The organism is Ralstonia soli, from assembly GCF_023955655.1.
In the GTDB taxonomy this organism is placed as follows: Bacteria; Pseudomonadota; Gammaproteobacteria; order Burkholderiales; family Burkholderiaceae; genus Ralstonia; species Ralstonia soli.
Window position 1 is genome coordinate 26,943 of the sequence record NZ_JAMXHT010000002.1, and the last position, 15,506, is coordinate 42,448.

A 15,506-nucleotide genomic window follows, 5' to 3' on the forward strand; every position below is an offset into this window, starting at 1 on the left:
CATGAGCGAGAACGCGATGCAGAACGCCGGGCAGGCGCAGGCCGCTCAGGTGGTGGAGTTCGATGTGGTGGTGGTGGGGTCGGGCGGCGGCGGCATGCTGGCTGCGTGCCGAGCGGCCGATCAGGGGCTGTCGGTGCTGGTGCTGGAGAAGAGCGGCCAGTATGGCGGCACCACCGCCATATCGGGTGGGGGCATCTGGATCCCGCTCAATCATCACATCGAAGAGGCGGGCGGCAAGGACAGCTACGACACCGCGCTGACCTACCTGGAAGCCTGCACGCAAGGCCTGTCCTCACCGCAACGTTTGCGTGCCTACCTTGAGCAAGCGCCGCGCATGCTGCGCTACCTGGAAGAGCGCACGCGCGTGCGTTACTACTCGCTGCCGCTCTACGCCGACTACTTCCAGCGCCTGCCTGGCGCCATGCCGGGCTATCGCGCATTGGACCCGATGCCGTTCGACGGTGCTGCGCTGGGTGACGAGTTCAAACGGCTGCGCGAGCCGTCGCCGGCTACCCTGGTCGGTGGCCGCGTCTCGGTGACATCGCGCGAAGCCCACACCATGTGGACGCGCTCCCGCGGCTGGCTTGGCTTGACGGTACGGCAGTTTGCGCGTTACTGGCTCGACTTTGGCTGGCGCCGCAAGACGTCGCGCGACAGGCGGCTGACGCTGGGCAACGCGCTGGCCGGCGGCTTGCGGCACGCCCTGCTTGAGCGCCGCATTCCGCTGTGGCTCGACACGGCACTGAGCGACCTGATTGTGGAAGAGGGCCGCGTTGCCGGTGTTGAGGTGATGCGTGAAGGCCGCCGCGTGAGCGTGCGAGCCAGACGTGGGGTGATTCTTGCCGCGGGCGGGTTTGAACGTAACCAGGCCATGCGGGAGAAGTATCTGCCGCAACCCACTCGGGCCGAATGGAGTGCCACACCGCCCAACAATACGGGGGACACCATTCTCGCCGCACAGCGCATCGGCGCTGCGCTGGATCTGATGTCGCACGTCTGGGGCGCTCCCACTGTGCGCGTTGCCGGGGAAGAAAAGCAGCGTCCGATCTTCATCGAGCGTGCCGCGCCCGGCTGCATGGTGGTCAACGGCAAGGGCCGGCGTTTCGTCAACGAAGCCGCGCCGTACTCCGAGTTCGTGCCGGCCATGTACCGGGACCACGAGCAAACGGGCTGCAGCGTGCCGGCCTGGATGGTGTTCGATGCGACATTCCGGCAGAAGTTTGCGTGCGGGCCGATCCTGCCTGCCTCGGTGATGCCGGATCACCGCATTCCCGCGGCGTTCCGGGACGTGCTCGTGCGCGCTGACACGCTGGAAGCGCTTGCGGCCAAGACGGGCATCGACGGTGCAGGCCTGGCCGCCAGCGCGGCGCGCATGAATGACTATGCGGCAACCGGCGTGGACGCCGAGTTCGGCAAGGGCGACAACGTGTTTGACACCTACTACGGTGACCCGAGCGTGAAGCCCAACCCCTGCCTCGCACCGATCGACCGGGCACCGTTCTATGCGGTGCGGCTGGACGCCGGAGACATCGGCACCAAGGGCGGTCTGCTGACGGACGAGCGAGCACGCGTGCTGCGGGAAGACGGTTCGTGCATCGCCGGTCTGTTCGCCATCGGCAACAACAGTGCGTCGATGATGGGCACCAGCTATCCGGGCGCGGGCGCGACGATCGGCCCTGCCATGACATTCGGTTTCATCGCGGCCGACACGCTGGCCAGCGAGAGCACTGCCCGAAACGAAGGGCGCGCCACGGCAGTGGCGTAAGCAGCCGAACGCAGAACACGCTTTTTTTTGGGGCGCACGCAGGCGCGGCGCCCTTGTATATGGAGACGCATCATGAGCCAAGACATTTCCACCAAGCTGCGCGAAGACATGTTGTCGGCCATGCGGCGCATGGCCCGTTCGGTAGCAGTCGTCAGCTGCCGCGACAGCGAGCGGCGCTATTCGATGTCGGTGACCGCCGTCGATTCCCTGTCGGCCGACCCGCCGTCGCTGCTCATCTGCATCAACCGCAACTCGTCGATCTATCCGCCGTTGGATGCGGGTGCGGATTTCTGCGTGAACCTGCTGGCGGTCGACCATCGCGAAATCGCCGTCGATTGCAGCGGCCGCCTCAAGGGCGAGGACCGCTTCACCACCGCAGCGTGGGATGCCGACCAACAGGGCGTGCCTTATCTGCAGGATGCGCAGGCGGCGCTGATCTGCGAACAGGATGGGCGATTCGACTACGGCACGCACGCCGTCTTCATCGGCCGCTTGCGTGAAGTGCGCCTGTCGGGCGAGGTGGCGCCGCTGGTGTATGTGGACGGCCAGTACTCCAAGTCGGCGCCGCTGATGGGGATGTGCGCGGCCTGAAGTCCGCAGGAATTGGGGCAGGAAGGAAGGGGTAAAACTATGAGCCATCGTGTTGAAGGCAAGATTGCCATCGTGACCGGCGCCGCGAGCGGCGTGGGCAAGGAAGACGCGCTGCTGCTGGCGCGCCATGGCGCACGCGTGGTGTTGACCGACCGCGACGAGGACAGCGGAAATGCCGTGGCACGCGAGATTGGCGATGCCGCCCTGTTCGTGAAGCACGACATCAGCAGCGAGGCAGACTGGGAACACGTGATGGCCACGGCGCAAGCGCGCTTCGGTGCGCCGGACGTGCTCGTCAACAACGCTGGCATCCTCGCCTTGGGCACGGTGGAAGACACCACGCTCGATCTATGGCAACGCATCATGCGCGTGAATGCCGACGGCTATTTCCTCGGCTGCAAATACGGCGTGACCGCCATGAAGGCGCGCGGCGGCACGATCATCAATATGTCGTCGGTGGCAGCGCTGGGCGGCATGGCGCACTTCTGCGCCTACAGCGCCAGCAAGGGCGCGGTGACGGCGCTCACGCGCAGCGTGGCGGCGCACTGCAAACAGCAGGGTTACAAGATCCGCTGCAACTCGGTCCACCCCGACGGCATCCTGACGCCGATGACCGCGGCGCTGCTGCCGCCGGACAGTGGTGCGGGCACGGAGGATGCTGCTCGCAGGCAGGCTGCTCTGCAGCGGATGGCGGACCCGCGCGACATTGCCAATCTCGTGCTGTTCCTGGCGTCCGACGAGTCGCGCTTCATCAATGGCGCCGAATTGCGCATCGATAACGCGCAAACCATCATGGGCCTGGCCTGAGGCGCTGATCATGGTGCAACCGCAATTTCATCGGCTCCAGATTGCCGAGGTCGTGGCCGAGACTGAAGACGCCCGGTCGCTGGTGTTCGACCTGCCCGAATCGCTGCGCGACGTCTTTGCGTACCGGCCGGGCCAGTTTCTGACGCTCCGGGTGCCGGTCAACGGCACGGTCCAGCAACGTTGCTATTCGCTCTCTAGCTCACCACAGGTGGACGAGGCGCTGCGCGTGACCATCAAGCGCGTGCGCAGCGGCCAGGTTTCGAACTGGATCTGCGACCACCTTGGCGCGGGCGACACGATCGAGGTCATGCCGCCGGCGGGCGTGTTCACGCCGCGCGCGCTGCATGGCGATTTCCTGCTCCTGGCCGGCGGCAGCGGCATCACCCCGGTGCTGTCGATTGCCAAGGCCGCGCTGCGGCATGGGCGCGGCAACATCACGCTCGTGTACGCCAACCGGGACGAGAACGCCATCATCTTCCGCGATGCGCTGCGCGAACTGGCAGCGCAGCACCCGGGGCGGCTGCGCGTGATCCACTGGCTCGACAGCGTGCTCGGGCCGCCTTCCTCGCGTCAGCTTGAAGAGCTGGTGCGTCCGTGGAGCCTGGCCGATTGCTTCATCTGCGGCCCCGCGCCGTTCATGGACTGCGCGCAGGCGGCGCTGCAGGCGCTGGGTGTGCCGCCGGGCCAGATCCATCTGGAGCGGTTTGGCGCCGCGCCCGTGCAGCCGGCAACCGAAGCGCCGCATGCGGCATCGGAAGTCGAAGCCCTTGGCGCCTGCGCGCCCGTGCCGATGACGGTGGAGCTGGATGGCACCGCGCATCGGGTCACGGCGCAGGCCGGTGAAACCGTGCTCGATGCCCTGCTGCGCGCCGACATCGCTGCGCCAAACTCGTGCCGCACCGGTTTATGCGGGGCCTGCATGTGCCGCGTTGAAGGCGGCAATGTCAGGCTGGGCGAAAACCATGTACTCGATGCAGCCGACCTGGAGGCCGGCTGGACCCTGGCCTGCCAGGCCGTACCTGTCGGCGATGAAGTTCACCTGAAATTTCCGGACTGACATGACCACTTCCGACACCATCGAAAACGCCGCCATGACGCGCGATTCCGGGCAGGAGCGCACGCAGCCCGCGAGCACCATTCCCGAGTTGCTGTGCCGTGCCGCGAAGCAGTACGACCAACGCGTCGCCATTCAGGAGGACGGCTTGCGGCTGACCTACGCCGCGCTCAATGCGCAGCGTGTCGAGGTCGCCCGCGCGCTGCTGGGGCTAGGAGTCGAACCCGGTGACCGGGTGGCCGTGTGGGCGCCGAACCTGTCCGAGTGGATTCTGACCACGCTGGCTGCGCAAAGCATTGGCGCGGTACTGGTGCCGATCAACACCCGCATGAAGGGGGTGGAGGTGGCGACCACCCTGGCCGATAGCGGCGCCCGCGTGCTGTTCTGCATCGACCACTTCCTTGGCGAGACCTATCCGGAACTGCTGGCGCCGCACAAGCCGGCCAGCCTGGAGCGTGTAGTGGTGCTGCGCCCGCGTGCGGAGCGGCCCATGGTTGACGGCGAACTGCTGTGGGCGGATTTCCTGAGCCTGGCCGCCAAGGTGGACGACGCGCAATTCCGCGCCTGCGAGCAGCGCGTGACCGGCGACACCGTGATGGACATCATGTTTACCTCGGGCACGACCGGCCGCCCGAAAGGCGTGATGACATCGCAGGCGCAGAACCTGCGTGCGGCCGACGGTTGGGCGTCGATCACCGGGCTCGAAGCGGGTGACCGTTACCTCATCGTCAACCCGTTCTTCCACACCTTTGGCTACAAGGCCGGCTGGCTCGCGGCGCTCACGCGCGGTGCCACCGTCCTGCCGCATCTGGTGTTCGACGCCGATGCGGTGATGACGCGTATCGAGAACGAACGCGTGACCGTGTTGCCCGGCCCGCCGACGCTGTATCAATCGCTGCTGAACAGCCCGCGCCTGCGCGAGTTCGATCTGTCGTCGCTGCGCTTGGCTGTGACGGGGGCGTCGGCGATTCCGCCCGTGCTGATCGAGCGCATGCGCACCGAGTTGGGCTTGCGCGATATCCACACCGGCTACGGTCTGACGGAATCGTGCGGCTTTGCCACGCTCACCCGCACCGGCGACAGTGCTGAAACCGTGGCGCTGACCTCCGGCTGCGCCATGCCCGGCATCGAACTGCGCTGCGTGGATACCAAGGGCCAGCCGGTGCCGCCCGACGAGCCGGGTGAGGTGCTGGTGCGCGGCTACAACGTCATGCGCGGGTACTTCAACCAGGCCGACGCCACCGCCGCGACCATCGATGCCGATGGCTGGCTGCATACGGGCGACATTGGGGTACTGGATAGCCGCGGCTATCTGCGCATCACCGATCGCATCAAGGACATGTTCATCGTCGGCGGCTTCAATTGCTATCCGGCCGAGATCGAGAAGCTGCTGGCATCGCACCCGGCCATCGCGCAGTGCGCCGTGGTGGGCATGCCGCACGAACGGCTCGGAGAGGTGGGCAAGGCGTACGTCGTGCTGCGCCATGGCGCCCGCCTCACTGCGGATGACCTGATCGGCTGGGCGCGGCGCTGCATGTCCAACTACAAGGTGCCGCGCGAGATTGCCTTCGTGCAGACGCTGCCGATCAGCGCGGCGGGCAAGATTCTCAAGTACCGGTTGCGCGAATCCTGAGCGCTGTCCATGGTGAAAGTCTATGCACTCGGCGGGATCACCCCCGTCGTGCATCCGGATGCGTTTGTGCATCCGGATGCGGTTCTGATTGGTGACGTGATCGTGGGGCCGGATTGCTATGTCGGCCCCTGCGCATGTTTGCGCGGCGATTTCGGCCGTATCCGCCTGGAGCGCGGCGCGAACATTCAGGACACCTGCGTTGCGCACTCGTATCCGGGCGTCGAAGTGCTGGTCGAAGAGGACGGGCACGTCGGCCACGGCGCTGTTCTGCATGGTTGCCGCGTGGGGCGCAATGCCTTGGTCGGCATGAACTCGATCATCATGGACGGCGCCGTGGTGGGGGCCGATGCCATGGTCGCCGCCGGTGCCTTCGTCAAGGCCGGCATGGCTGTTCCGCCAGGAACGCTGGTGGCGGGCATGCCGGCTCGCGTGGTGCGCACACTGAGCCCACAAGACATCGCAAAGAAGTCGGCGGGCACGCGCATGTATCAGGAGCTCGCACGCCGGTCGCTGGCCGGCATGCGCCTTGTTGACGCGTTGACGAGCGAACAGGACCGGCACACCTCGCACGCCGGAAAGGGCGCGCCCGCGCACACGCAAGACTGAGTACCGCGCACTCGCGCGGTTAGTCTCAATAGACGATGTAGGAAGCTGTCTTCAGCCGAACAATGGCTCCATCGAAGCCGCATTGCCGCATGTTCCAAGCGGTGCGGCAGGCAAGGAACCAGACCCGCCAGGAGACAGCAAGATGGATATCCGCGCGCTCGGCTACATCGTCGTCGAGTCCACCGACATTGAACAATGGCGGAAGTATGCCGAGCAGGTGCTCGGCATGGCTTGCACCGACGCACCAGGCGAAGCGCTCTACATCAAGATGGACGAGCGCGATTTCCGCTACCTGATCGTGCCCGGCAAGGAAGACCGCTACGGCGCATCGGGCTGGGAGCTGGCCGATGAGGCCGCCTTCCAGCAGGCGCTGCAGGCATTGCGCGAGGCCAAGATCGACGTGGTACAGGCCAACGCGCAGGAGCTTGCGCAGCGGCGCGTACAGGCGGCCGCGTGGTTTCGCGATCCGTCGGGCAACCGGCACGAAATCTACTGGGGACCGCGCGCGGATTTCCTGCGCTTTGTCTCGCCGGTGGGTGTGCCGCGTTTCATTACCGATCCGATGGGCCTGGGCCACACCGTGCTGCCGGCACCGGCCTTTGACGAGACCTACGCCTTCCTGCGCGACGTGATGGGCTTTGGCCTGTCCGATATTTACCGTGTGCGCTTTACGCCGGACCCGGCGGAGCCCGAGAAGCGCATCCACTTCCTGCATTGCGGCAACGCACGCCACCACAGCCTGGCCATCTTCGAGATGGCGATTCCGTCGGGCTGCGTGCACGTGATGGCCGAAGTGCCCGACATGACCGAAGTGGGCCGCGCACTCGACCGCGCACAGCAGCACGGCACGCCGATGTCGGCCACGCTCGGCCAGCACTGCAACGACCGCATGGTCTCGTTTTACATGCGTACGCCGGGCGGCTTCGACCTCGAATACGGCTATGGCGGCCTGGAGGTCGACTGGGCACAGCACAACGCCTACGAAGCCACGCGGGTCAGCCTGTGGGGCCACGATTTCAGCATTGGACGTCGTTAATTCGTCATCTATTCCATGATCAAGACACTCGATAAAAGCATGAGCCCCGCCGATGTAGTGGCGCGGCTGACCGACGGCATGACGATCGGTATTGGTGGCTGGGGCCCGCGCCGCAAGCCGATGGCACTGGTGCGCGAAATCCTGCGCTCGCCGCTGAAGGACCTGACCATCGTGTCCTACGGCGGCCCGGATGTCGGCATGCTGTGCGCTGCCGCCAAGGTGCGCAAGGTGATCTACGGTTTCGTGTCGCTCGACGTGATCCCGCTGGAGCCGCATTTCCGCAATGCGCGCGAGAGCGGTGCGATCGACGTGTGGGAAGTGGACGAAGGCATGCTGCAGCTCGGCCTGCGCGCCGCTGCCGCACGCCTGCCGTTCCTGCCAACGCGCGTTGGCCTGGGCACCGACCTGCTCACGCACAGCCCCGAGCTCAAGACGATCCGCTCGCCGTATGCGGATGGCGAAGTGCTGCTGGCCATGCCGGCCATTCCGCTGGACGTCGCACTGCTGCACGTGAACGAAAGCGACATAAAGGGCAACACGCGCATCGATGGTCCCGATCCGTTCTTTGACGAATGGTTCGCGCGGGCCGCCGCGCAGTGCTACGTCAGCTGCGAAACGCTGAGCACCTCGCTGGAAGAAGAAGACCTTACGCGTGCGCGCAACAACCCGTTCGAGCGCTCACTGGTGACGGGCGTGGTGCATGCACCGGCCGGTGCGCACCCGACGTCGTGCGGGCCGCAATACGGCTTTGACGTGCCGCACCTGAAGACCTACTGCGCCAGCGCAGACGAGGACGCGGGTTTCGCCACCTATCGCCACGACGTGATCGGAAAGAGCGAAGCCGATTACCTCGCCAAGATCGGCGGCACAAGCCATGTGCTGGGCTTGCCGCTGCCCATTCTTTGACACCGTCCGTTTGACACCGACCTCAGGAGCCACTGTGAGCGTCAATCACGAATTCACTCTTGCCGAACTGATGATCGCGGCCGCCGCCCGTGTCTGGAATGACGACGGCGAAGTCCTGGCCACCGGCATCGGCGCCGGCCCACGCATTGCCGCCGGCGTGTCGCGCCTGCTGCACAACCCGGGCCTGTTGATGACCGACGGCGAAGCCTACCTGGTGGAGCAACCCGTGCCGCTGGGCCGGCGCGAGCCGGGCTTCAAGGTGCGCGCCAGCGGCTGGATGGGCTACTCGCGCGTGTTCGATTGCCTGTGGGGCGGCCGTCGCCACGCCATGGTCATGCCCACCCAGATCGACCGCTTCGGCCAGGCCAACATCTCGCGCCTGGGCGGCACGCACACGCAGCCGAAGAAGCAGCTGCTGGGTGCGCGCGGCTTTCCGGGCAACAGCATCAACCACGCCAATTCTTTCTTCGTGCCCGCGCACAGCACGCGCACGTTTGTGAAGGACGAGGTGGACATGGTCTGCAGCGTGGGCCACAACCCCGCGCGCCATATCGAAGGCATGCGCAGCTTTGCAGACTTGCGCGTCATCGTGACCAACCTGTGCGTGATGGATTTCACCGGCCCGGACCACGCCATCCGTGTGCGTTCGCTGCACCCGGGCGTGAGCCTGGAAGAGGTGCGCGCCGCTACCGGCTTCGCACTGGCCAACGCCGCTGACGAAGCGCTGCCGGAGACCCCCGCGCCGAGCGCGGAAGAACTGGCCGTCATCGCCAAGCTGGACCCGCACAACCAGCGCGCCACCATCGTGCGCGACAACCCGCCCGGCCGCCGCGCAGCCGTGCAAGAGGCCACCGCCGCATAACGTCCCACAGGCGCGCCGAGCATGGCCGCACCGGCAGCCACGACGAGAACAGACCATGTCAACAGAAGCCATCACCCCAGAAGAGCTCGGCCCGAACGCCGAGGTGCTGTATCAAGTCGCCGACGGTGTGGCCACGGTCACGATGAACCGGCCGCAGTACCACAACGCGCAGAACTCCAAGATGACGTACGCGCTGGATGAGGCCTTCCGTCGCGCATCGTCCGACGATGCCGTCAAGGTCATCATCCTGCGCGGCGCCGGCAAGCATTTCTCCGCCGGCCACGACATCGGCACACCCGGCCGCGACATCGACGAGACTTTCGAGCGCGCCTCGCTCTGGTACGACCACGTCAACAAGCCGGGCGGGGAACTGCTCTACGCGCGTGAACAGGAGGTCTACCTGGGCATGTGCCGCCGCTGGCGCGACCTGCCCAAGCCGACCATCGCCATGGTGCACGGCGCGTGCATTGCGGGCGGGCTGATGCTGGCGTGGGTGTGCGATCTGATCGTCGCCTCCGACGATGCATTCTTCTCGGACCCCGTGGTGCGCATGGGCATTCCGGGCGTGGAGTATTTCGCCCACGCGTATGAACTGAACCCGCGCATCGCCAAGGAATTCCTTTTCACGGGCGATCGCATGGATGCCGCACGCGCCTACCAGATGGGCATGGTGAACCGCGTCACCACGCGCGACGCGCTGGAGAGCACCACGCTGGCGCTGGCGCAGAAGGTGGCCACGATGCCGCGCCTGGGCCTGACGCTCACCAAGCAGGCAATCAACCACGTTGAAGAGTTGCAAGGCAAGCGCGCGGCCATGGATGCGGCCTTTGCGTGGCACCACTTCGCCCATGCCCATAACGAACTGACCAGCGGCGACCGCCTGGGCGGCTACGACGCCCGCGCCATGGCCGCATCGCAGCGCACGGGTGGTGACGGCGGTGAGGGCAAGGAGCGCGCAGCATGAGCGCAACAAGCTTGCATACGGTGCTGTGCGATCTGCTCGGCTGCCGGTACCCGATCGTCCAGACCGCGATGGGCTGGGTGGCCGATGCGCGTCTGGTGGCGGCCACGGGCAACGCGGGCGGCTTCGGCTTCCTGGCCGGCGCCACGCTGCTGCCGGGTGAGGTCGAACGCGAGATCCTGGCCGTCAAGGCGCTGAGCGGGCAGCCGTTCGGCATCAACTTCCACATGTTCCAGCCGAACGCCGACGAGGTGGTCGAGATGGCGATCCGCCACCGCCTGCGTGCCGTCAGCTACGGCCGTGGGCCGGATGCCCGCATGATCGGCCGGCTCAAGGCGGCGGGCATCGTCTGCATGCCTACCGTGGGCGCGGCCAAGCACGCCGCCAAGGCGGTCGAACTGGGTGCCGATGTGGTGACGGTGCAAGGTGGCGAAGGCGGCGGCCACACCGGCGGCACCCCGACAACGCTGCTGTTGCCGCAGGTGCTGGAGTCTGTGAGCGTGCCTGTGGTGGCGGCAGGCGGCTTTTTCGACGGGCGTGGCCTGGCGGCCGCGCTCGCTTACGGTGCGGCTGGTATCGCCATGGGCACGCGCTTTCTGATGTCGAGCGATTCCCCGGTGCCAGCGGCCACGCTGCAGCGCTACGTGGCGGTCAAGGACGCAGGAAAGATTCGCGTGTCGCTCGCCATCGACGGCCTGCCGCAACGCATGATCGACAACCCGCTGCTGCTGGAGCTGGAAGCGGCCGGCCCGCTGCGCCGCACGTGGCTGGCGCTGGCTGCGGCCTACAAATGGCGCCAGCGCACCGGCATGCGCACCTCGCAAATGCTCGCCACCGGGTGGCGCGCGATGCGCCAGCACGACTACAGCGCCGCGCAGGCCATGATGGCCGCCAACGCACCGGTGCTGATCCAGCGCGCGATGGTGGAAGGCCATCCGGACGAAGGCGTGCTGCCCAGCGGGCAGGCGGCGGCCGCCATCGGCGCACTCGACTCTTGCGAACAGATCATCACGCGCATCGCGGCCCAGGCGCAGGCGCGCCTCGATGCATTGCACGCAACGGCACAACCGGCGCAATCGGCACAAACCGTCGCCGCCGCCACTCTCTAACGAGCCCGTTTCCATGACCACACAGCAAAGCAACAGCGCGCGCGCCTCGGGTGCGGCGCCTTTCAAGATCGACGTGCAGGACGGCGTGGCCGAACTGGTGATCGACCATCCGCCCGTCAACGCGCTCAACAGTGCCGGCTGGCACGCGCTGGCCAAGGCCATCGAGCAGCTTGGGCAACAACCGGACGTCCGTGTGATCGTGCTGCGCGGTGAAGGCCGTGGCTTCTGCGCAGGCGTGGACATCAAGGAACTGGCCGCGTATCCGCAGCGCATTGTTGACGTGAACGCTGGCAACTACGAAACGTTCCGCGCGGTGCACCGCAATCCGGTGCCGGTCATTGCAGCCGTACACGGCTTCGTGCTGGGCGGGGGCATCGGCATTTGCGGTGCGGCCGACATCATCGTTGCGTCCGAATGCGCCACCTTCGGCGTGCCCGAGATCGACCGTGGCGCCATGGGCGGCGGTGCTCACCTGCAGCGCATGTTTGGCGTGCAGAAGGTGCGCACCATGTACTTCACGGGCGACCCGATCGACGCGGCTGAAGCGTATCGCCTGGGCGCGGTGGAGAAGGTCGTGACGCGCGCCGAGCTGCGCGATGCCGCGTTGGAGATGGCCCGCAAGATCGCCGCCAAGAGCCCCGCCATGGTGCGTCTGGCCAAGGAAGCGCTCAACGGCGTGGAAGACGGCAACCTCGAAGACAAATACCGCTGGGAACAGGGCTTCACCCTGCAGGCCTACATGACCGCCGATTCCACCGAAGCGCGCGACGCGTTCGTGGAACGCCGCGAGGCGCGCTTCGACGGCGACGCATCGACGTCGACCAAAGCCGCCGCTTGAGCGCATTCAGAACAAGGACATCGACATGAAACAAGCCTATATCGTCGACGCGCTGCGCACGCCCGTGGGGCGCCGCAAGGGCGGGCTGTCGCACGTGCACGGCGCCGACCTCGGTGCCTTCGTGCTGAAGGAACTGGTCGGCCGCAACGCCATTCCGGCCGAAGACTACGACGACGTGGTGTTCGGCTGCTGCGACACCATCGGGCCGCTGGCCGGCAACATCGGTCGCAGCTCGTGGCTGGCGGCCGGGCTGCCGCTGCAGGTGCCCGGCGTGACGGTGGACCGCCAGTGCGGTTCGTCGCAGCAGGCCGTGCATTTTGCCGCGCAAGCCGTGATGAGCGGCAACCAGGACGTGGTGATCGCCGGCGGCGTGCAGACCATGACGCAGATCCCGATCTCGTCGGCCATGCTGGCCGGTCAGGCGCTGGGCTTCACCGATCCGTTCTCGGGTAGCGAGGGCTGGCGCGCGCGCTTTGGCGATGCGCCGGTGTCGCAATTCCATGCCGCGCAGATGATTGCCGACCACTGGAACCTCTCGCGCGAGGCGATGGAAGCCTTCGCGCTGGAGAGCCACCGCCGTGCCATGGTGGCCATCGAAGAGGGCCGCTTCAAACGCGAGATCGTGCCGTTCCAGGGCGTCTCGCGCGACGAGACGCCGCGCCCCGATACCACCCTGGCCAAGATGGCCACACTGGAACCGCTGATGCCGGGCGGCAAGCTGACCGCCGCCGTGTCGAGCCAGACCTGTGACGCCGCCGCCGCGCTGCTGGTGGTCTCGGAAGACGCGCTCAAGCGCTACAACCTCACGCCGCGTGCGCGCATCGTGCACATGAGCGTGATGGGCGACGACCCGGTCTGGATGCTGACCGCACCCATTCCCGCCACCAAGCGCGCGCTGGAGCGTGCGGGGTTGAGCATGAACGACATCGACGTGGTGGAGATCAACGAAGCCTTCGCCTCGGTGGTCATGGCGTGGCTGGCCGAGACTGGTTACTCGGCCGAGAAGACCAACCCGAACGGCGGTGCCATCGCGCTGGGCCATCCGCTGGGCGCAACCGGTGCGCGGCTGATGACCACGCTGCTGCACGAGCTGGAGCGCACCGGCGGCCGCTACGGCCTGCAGACCATGTGCGAAGGCGGCGGTGTCGCCAACGTGACGATCATCGAGCGCCTCTGAGCTACGCACAGGCGCTCACGCAAGAACAGGAGCAAGCAATGGGAATCTGCGACGGACGTACCGTCATCATCACGGGCGCGGGCGGTGGCCTGGGGCGTGCGTATGCACTGGCCTTCGGTGCCGAAGGTGCCAACGTGGTGGTCAACGATATTCGGCGCGAGGCCGCCGAGGCGGTGAGCGAAGCCATTCGCGCGGCCGGCGGCAGCGCCATCGCCAACGACGACGACATCACGAAGCTGGCCACGGCGCAGCGCATCGTCGATGCAGCGGTTGAAGCATTTGGCGACGTGCACGTGCTGGTGAACAACGCTGGCATCTGCCGCGACCGCATGTTCGTCGGCCTGTCGGAAGAGGACTGGGACGAGGTGATGCGCGTGCACCTGCGCGGCCACTTCTGCCTGGCCAATCTGTTGGCCAAGCGCTGGCGCGATGCCTCCAAGGCGGGTGTCAAGGTGGATGCACGCATCATCAACACCAGTTCTGGCGCCGGGCTGCAGGGTTCGGTGGGACAGTCCAACTACGCCGCTGCCAAGGGTGGCATTGCGAGCCTCACGCTGGTGCAGGCCGCCGAGCTGGCGCGCTACGGCATCACCGCCAATGCGCTGGCGCCTGCCGCACGCACGGGCATGACCGAAGGCGTGTTCGGCGAGATGATGAAGGCGCCCGAAGACGGCTTTGACGCCTTCGACCCGGCCAACGTCGCACCGCTGGTGGTGTGGCTGGGCAGTGCCGAGTCGCGCCACGTGACCGGCCAGATGTTCGAGGCGGCCGGCGGCAAGATCTCCATTGCCGACGGCTGGCGCACGGGCCCGGAGCAGGACAAGGGCGCGCGCTGGGAGCCGCGCGAACTGGGGGCCGCGGTCGGCAAGTTGCTGGCGCAGGCCCAGCCGGCACAGAAGGTCTACGGCACCTGAGGCGGGCACGACGATGGAACTCTCGCTTTCGCTCGAGCAGGAAATGATTCGCGACACCGCGCGGGAGTTTCTCGACGCGCGCAGCGATTCCGCCGCGGTGCGCCGAGTAGTGGATGCGGTGGATGCGGTGGATACCGAAGGACCGTCCGCCGGGCATGACCCCGAACTCTGGCGCGAGGTGGCCGAACTGGGCTGGTGCGGCATCGCCTTGCCTGAAGAGGTTGGCGGCGCGGGACTGGGCGCACCCGAGCTGGTGTTGCTGATGGAGCAAATGGGCCGCCGCCTGGCGTGCGTGCCTTACTGGTCGAGCGTCTGCCTGGCGGCGCCGGCCTTGCAGGGGGCCCTGGCACCGGCGCAGGCGCAAGCGTGGCTGGAGCCGTTGGCGCTCGGCACAACGCGCGCCGCGCTGGTGCTGCCGGTCGGTACGTCGCCCGACCCGGCTGGGCAACTCGCGCCGGAATCGCTGTCTGTGTGGGCCGAGGCGGGTGAGGGCGGCTTCGTGCTGCACGGCCGAGTCGATCAGGTGTTCGATGCGGTGGGCGCGCATTGGCTGCTGGTGCCTGCGCGCATCCACGACGGCGCTGGCGGACTGGCGCTGTTCTGGCTGGACGTCGCGGCGCTGGCGAACAACCCGCAGCTGCGCGTGCAACCGCTCACCACGCTGGACCGCACCCGGGCCGTGGCCTCCGTCGTGTTCGACGCGTTGCCAGTGGACGCAGGCGGCTGCCTTGCGCGCGGCGCCGAGGTGGCGCGCGGCATTGGCGGGGCCTTGTGGCACGGCACGCTGATGCTGGCGGCCGAGCAACTCGGCGGCGCGCAGCAGTGCCTGGACCTGACGGTGGCCTACGCGGCAGAGCGCATCCAGTTCGGCCGGGCCATCGCCTCATTCCAGGCGGTCAAGCACCGCTGCGCACAGATGATGGTGCTGACCGAAGCCGCGCGCTCCGCCATTCACGGCGCCGCGCATGCATGGCAAGCCGCCGTCGCGGCTGAAGAGGCAGGCGCAATGGATGCCGCGCGCCTCGATATCGCCGCAGCACGCCTTGCTGCTGAGGAGGCCTTCGCCTTCTGCACGCAGGAGGCGATCCAGCTGCACGGCGGCGTGGGCTTTACGTGGGAATACGACCCGCAGCTGTATTTCAAGCGCGCGCAGGCGGCGGCAGGCTGGCTGGGCGGTACGGCAGCGGCGCTCGATTGCGTTGCCGGCGCACTGGCCGCAGACCACGCGGAATGACTGGCAAATCAAA

15 protein-coding genes are annotated in these 15,506 nt (G+C 67.0%); all 15 read left to right on the forward strand.

Features of this window, described 5'->3' with window-relative positions:
* Window position 1: 1 nt before the first annotated feature.
* The 15 genes from NG900_RS03990 to NG900_RS04060 all read left to right on the forward strand — a co-directional run bounded on the left by NG900_RS03990 (window position 2) and on the right by NG900_RS04060 (window position 15,493).
* Window positions 2–1,765 carry an FAD-dependent oxidoreductase gene (locus NG900_RS03990; RefSeq protein WP_252676977.1) on the forward strand — a complete coding sequence of 588 codons (1,764 nt, stop codon included), beginning with the start codon at window positions 2–4 and terminating at the stop codon, window positions 1,763–1,765.
* Between the two features lie 72 nt (window positions 1,766–1,837).
* Window positions 1,838–2,356, forward strand: coding sequence for a flavin reductase family protein (locus tag NG900_RS03995; RefSeq protein ID WP_252676979.1), 519 nt, complete (start codon window positions 1,838–1,840; stop codon window positions 2,354–2,356).
* Between the two features lie 39 nt (window positions 2,357–2,395).
* Window positions 2,396–3,163 (forward strand): glucose 1-dehydrogenase, encoded by a 768-nt coding sequence (locus tag NG900_RS04000; protein WP_252676981.1) that lies wholly within the window; start codon window positions 2,396–2,398, stop codon window positions 3,161–3,163.
* 10 nt (window positions 3,164–3,173) lie between these two features.
* Entirely contained in the window at window positions 3,174–4,220 is a 1,047-nt protein-coding gene (locus NG900_RS04005; protein ID WP_252676983.1) for a ferredoxin--NADP reductase, read from the forward strand.
* Between the two features lies 1 nt (window position 4,221).
* Complete coding sequence (locus tag NG900_RS04010) at window positions 4,222–5,850, forward strand: FadD3 family acyl-CoA ligase (RefSeq protein WP_420804116.1); 1,629 nt, start codon at window positions 4,222–4,224, stop codon at window positions 5,848–5,850.
* 9 nt (window positions 5,851–5,859) lie between these two features.
* Window positions 5,860–6,456: an acyltransferase gene (locus tag NG900_RS04015; protein WP_252676985.1), complete on the forward strand. Its 597-nt coding sequence runs from the start codon at window positions 5,860–5,862 to the stop codon at window positions 6,454–6,456.
* A 142-nt stretch (window positions 6,457–6,598) separates the two neighbouring features.
* The gene (locus NG900_RS04020; protein ID WP_252676987.1) at window positions 6,599–7,492 is read left to right on the forward strand and encodes a VOC family protein; all 894 of its coding nucleotides are present in this window, start codon (window positions 6,599–6,601) and stop codon (window positions 7,490–7,492) included.
* A gap of 15 nt (window positions 7,493–7,507) precedes the next feature.
* Window positions 7,508–8,398: a CoA transferase subunit A gene (locus NG900_RS04025; protein ID WP_252676989.1), complete on the forward strand. Its 891-nt coding sequence runs from the start codon at window positions 7,508–7,510 to the stop codon at window positions 8,396–8,398.
* Window positions 8,399–8,432: 34 nt separating this feature from the next.
* Complete coding sequence (locus tag NG900_RS04030) at window positions 8,433–9,260, forward strand: CoA-transferase subunit beta (protein ID WP_252676991.1); 828 nt, start codon at window positions 8,433–8,435, stop codon at window positions 9,258–9,260.
* Window positions 9,261–9,315: 55 nt separating this feature from the next.
* Window positions 9,316–10,224: an enoyl-CoA hydratase gene (locus NG900_RS04035; RefSeq protein WP_252676993.1), complete on the forward strand. Its 909-nt coding sequence runs from the start codon at window positions 9,316–9,318 to the stop codon at window positions 10,222–10,224.
* Window positions 10,221–11,330, forward strand: coding sequence for an NAD(P)H-dependent flavin oxidoreductase (locus tag NG900_RS04040; RefSeq protein ID WP_252676995.1), 1,110 nt, complete (start codon window positions 10,221–10,223; stop codon window positions 11,328–11,330). Before NG900_RS04035 ends, NG900_RS04040 begins: the two co-directional genes overlap by 4 nt.
* Before the next feature lie 13 nt (window positions 11,331–11,343).
* Window positions 11,344–12,168, forward strand: coding sequence for an enoyl-CoA hydratase family protein (locus NG900_RS04045; protein WP_252676998.1), 825 nt, complete (start codon window positions 11,344–11,346; stop codon window positions 12,166–12,168).
* 25 nt (window positions 12,169–12,193) lie between these two features.
* Window positions 12,194–13,345 (forward strand): acetyl-CoA C-acetyltransferase, encoded by a 1,152-nt coding sequence (locus NG900_RS04050; RefSeq protein WP_252676999.1) that lies wholly within the window; start codon window positions 12,194–12,196, stop codon window positions 13,343–13,345.
* 38 nt (window positions 13,346–13,383) lie between these two features.
* Window positions 13,384–14,259: an SDR family oxidoreductase gene (locus NG900_RS04055; protein WP_252677001.1), complete on the forward strand. Its 876-nt coding sequence runs from the start codon at window positions 13,384–13,386 to the stop codon at window positions 14,257–14,259.
* Window positions 14,260–14,272: 13 nt separating this feature from the next.
* Window positions 14,273–15,493: an acyl-CoA dehydrogenase family protein gene (locus tag NG900_RS04060; RefSeq protein WP_252677003.1), complete on the forward strand. Its 1,221-nt coding sequence runs from the start codon at window positions 14,273–14,275 to the stop codon at window positions 15,491–15,493.
* Window positions 15,494–15,506: the final 13 nt, after the last annotated feature.

What these genes read in the sequence shown, in the direction of transcription:
- NG900_RS03990 (WP_252676977.1), top strand. Translation starts at nt 2, where the DNA reads ATGAGCGAGAACGCGATGCAGAACGCCGGGCAGGCGCAGGCCGCTCAG.
- NG900_RS03995 (WP_252676979.1), top strand. Translation starts at nt 1,838, where the DNA reads ATGAGCCAAGACATTTCCACCAAGCTGCGCGAAGACATGTTGTCGGCC.
- NG900_RS04000 (WP_252676981.1), top strand. Translation starts at nt 2,396, where the DNA reads ATGAGCCATCGTGTTGAAGGCAAGATTGCCATCGTGACCGGCGCCGCG.
- NG900_RS04005 (WP_252676983.1), top strand. Translation starts at nt 3,174, where the DNA reads ATGGTGCAACCGCAATTTCATCGGCTCCAGATTGCCGAGGTCGTGGCC.
- NG900_RS04010 (WP_420804116.1), top strand. Translation starts at nt 4,222, where the DNA reads ATGACCACTTCCGACACCATCGAAAACGCCGCCATGACGCGCGATTCC.
- NG900_RS04015 (WP_252676985.1), top strand. Translation starts at nt 5,860, where the DNA reads ATGGTGAAAGTCTATGCACTCGGCGGGATCACCCCCGTCGTGCATCCG.
- NG900_RS04020 (WP_252676987.1), top strand. Translation starts at nt 6,599, where the DNA reads ATGGATATCCGCGCGCTCGGCTACATCGTCGTCGAGTCCACCGACATT.
- NG900_RS04025 (WP_252676989.1), top strand. Translation starts at nt 7,508, where the DNA reads ATGATCAAGACACTCGATAAAAGCATGAGCCCCGCCGATGTAGTGGCG.
- NG900_RS04035 (WP_252676993.1), top strand. Translation starts at nt 9,316, where the DNA reads ATGTCAACAGAAGCCATCACCCCAGAAGAGCTCGGCCCGAACGCCGAG.
- NG900_RS04040 (WP_252676995.1), top strand. Translation starts at nt 10,221, where the DNA reads ATGAGCGCAACAAGCTTGCATACGGTGCTGTGCGATCTGCTCGGCTGC.
- NG900_RS04045 (WP_252676998.1), top strand. Translation starts at nt 11,344, where the DNA reads ATGACCACACAGCAAAGCAACAGCGCGCGCGCCTCGGGTGCGGCGCCT.
- NG900_RS04050 (WP_252676999.1), top strand. Translation starts at nt 12,194, where the DNA reads ATGAAACAAGCCTATATCGTCGACGCGCTGCGCACGCCCGTGGGGCGC.
- NG900_RS04055 (WP_252677001.1), top strand. Translation starts at nt 13,384, where the DNA reads ATGGGAATCTGCGACGGACGTACCGTCATCATCACGGGCGCGGGCGGT.
- NG900_RS04060 (WP_252677003.1), top strand. Translation starts at nt 14,273, where the DNA reads ATGGAACTCTCGCTTTCGCTCGAGCAGGAAATGATTCGCGACACCGCG.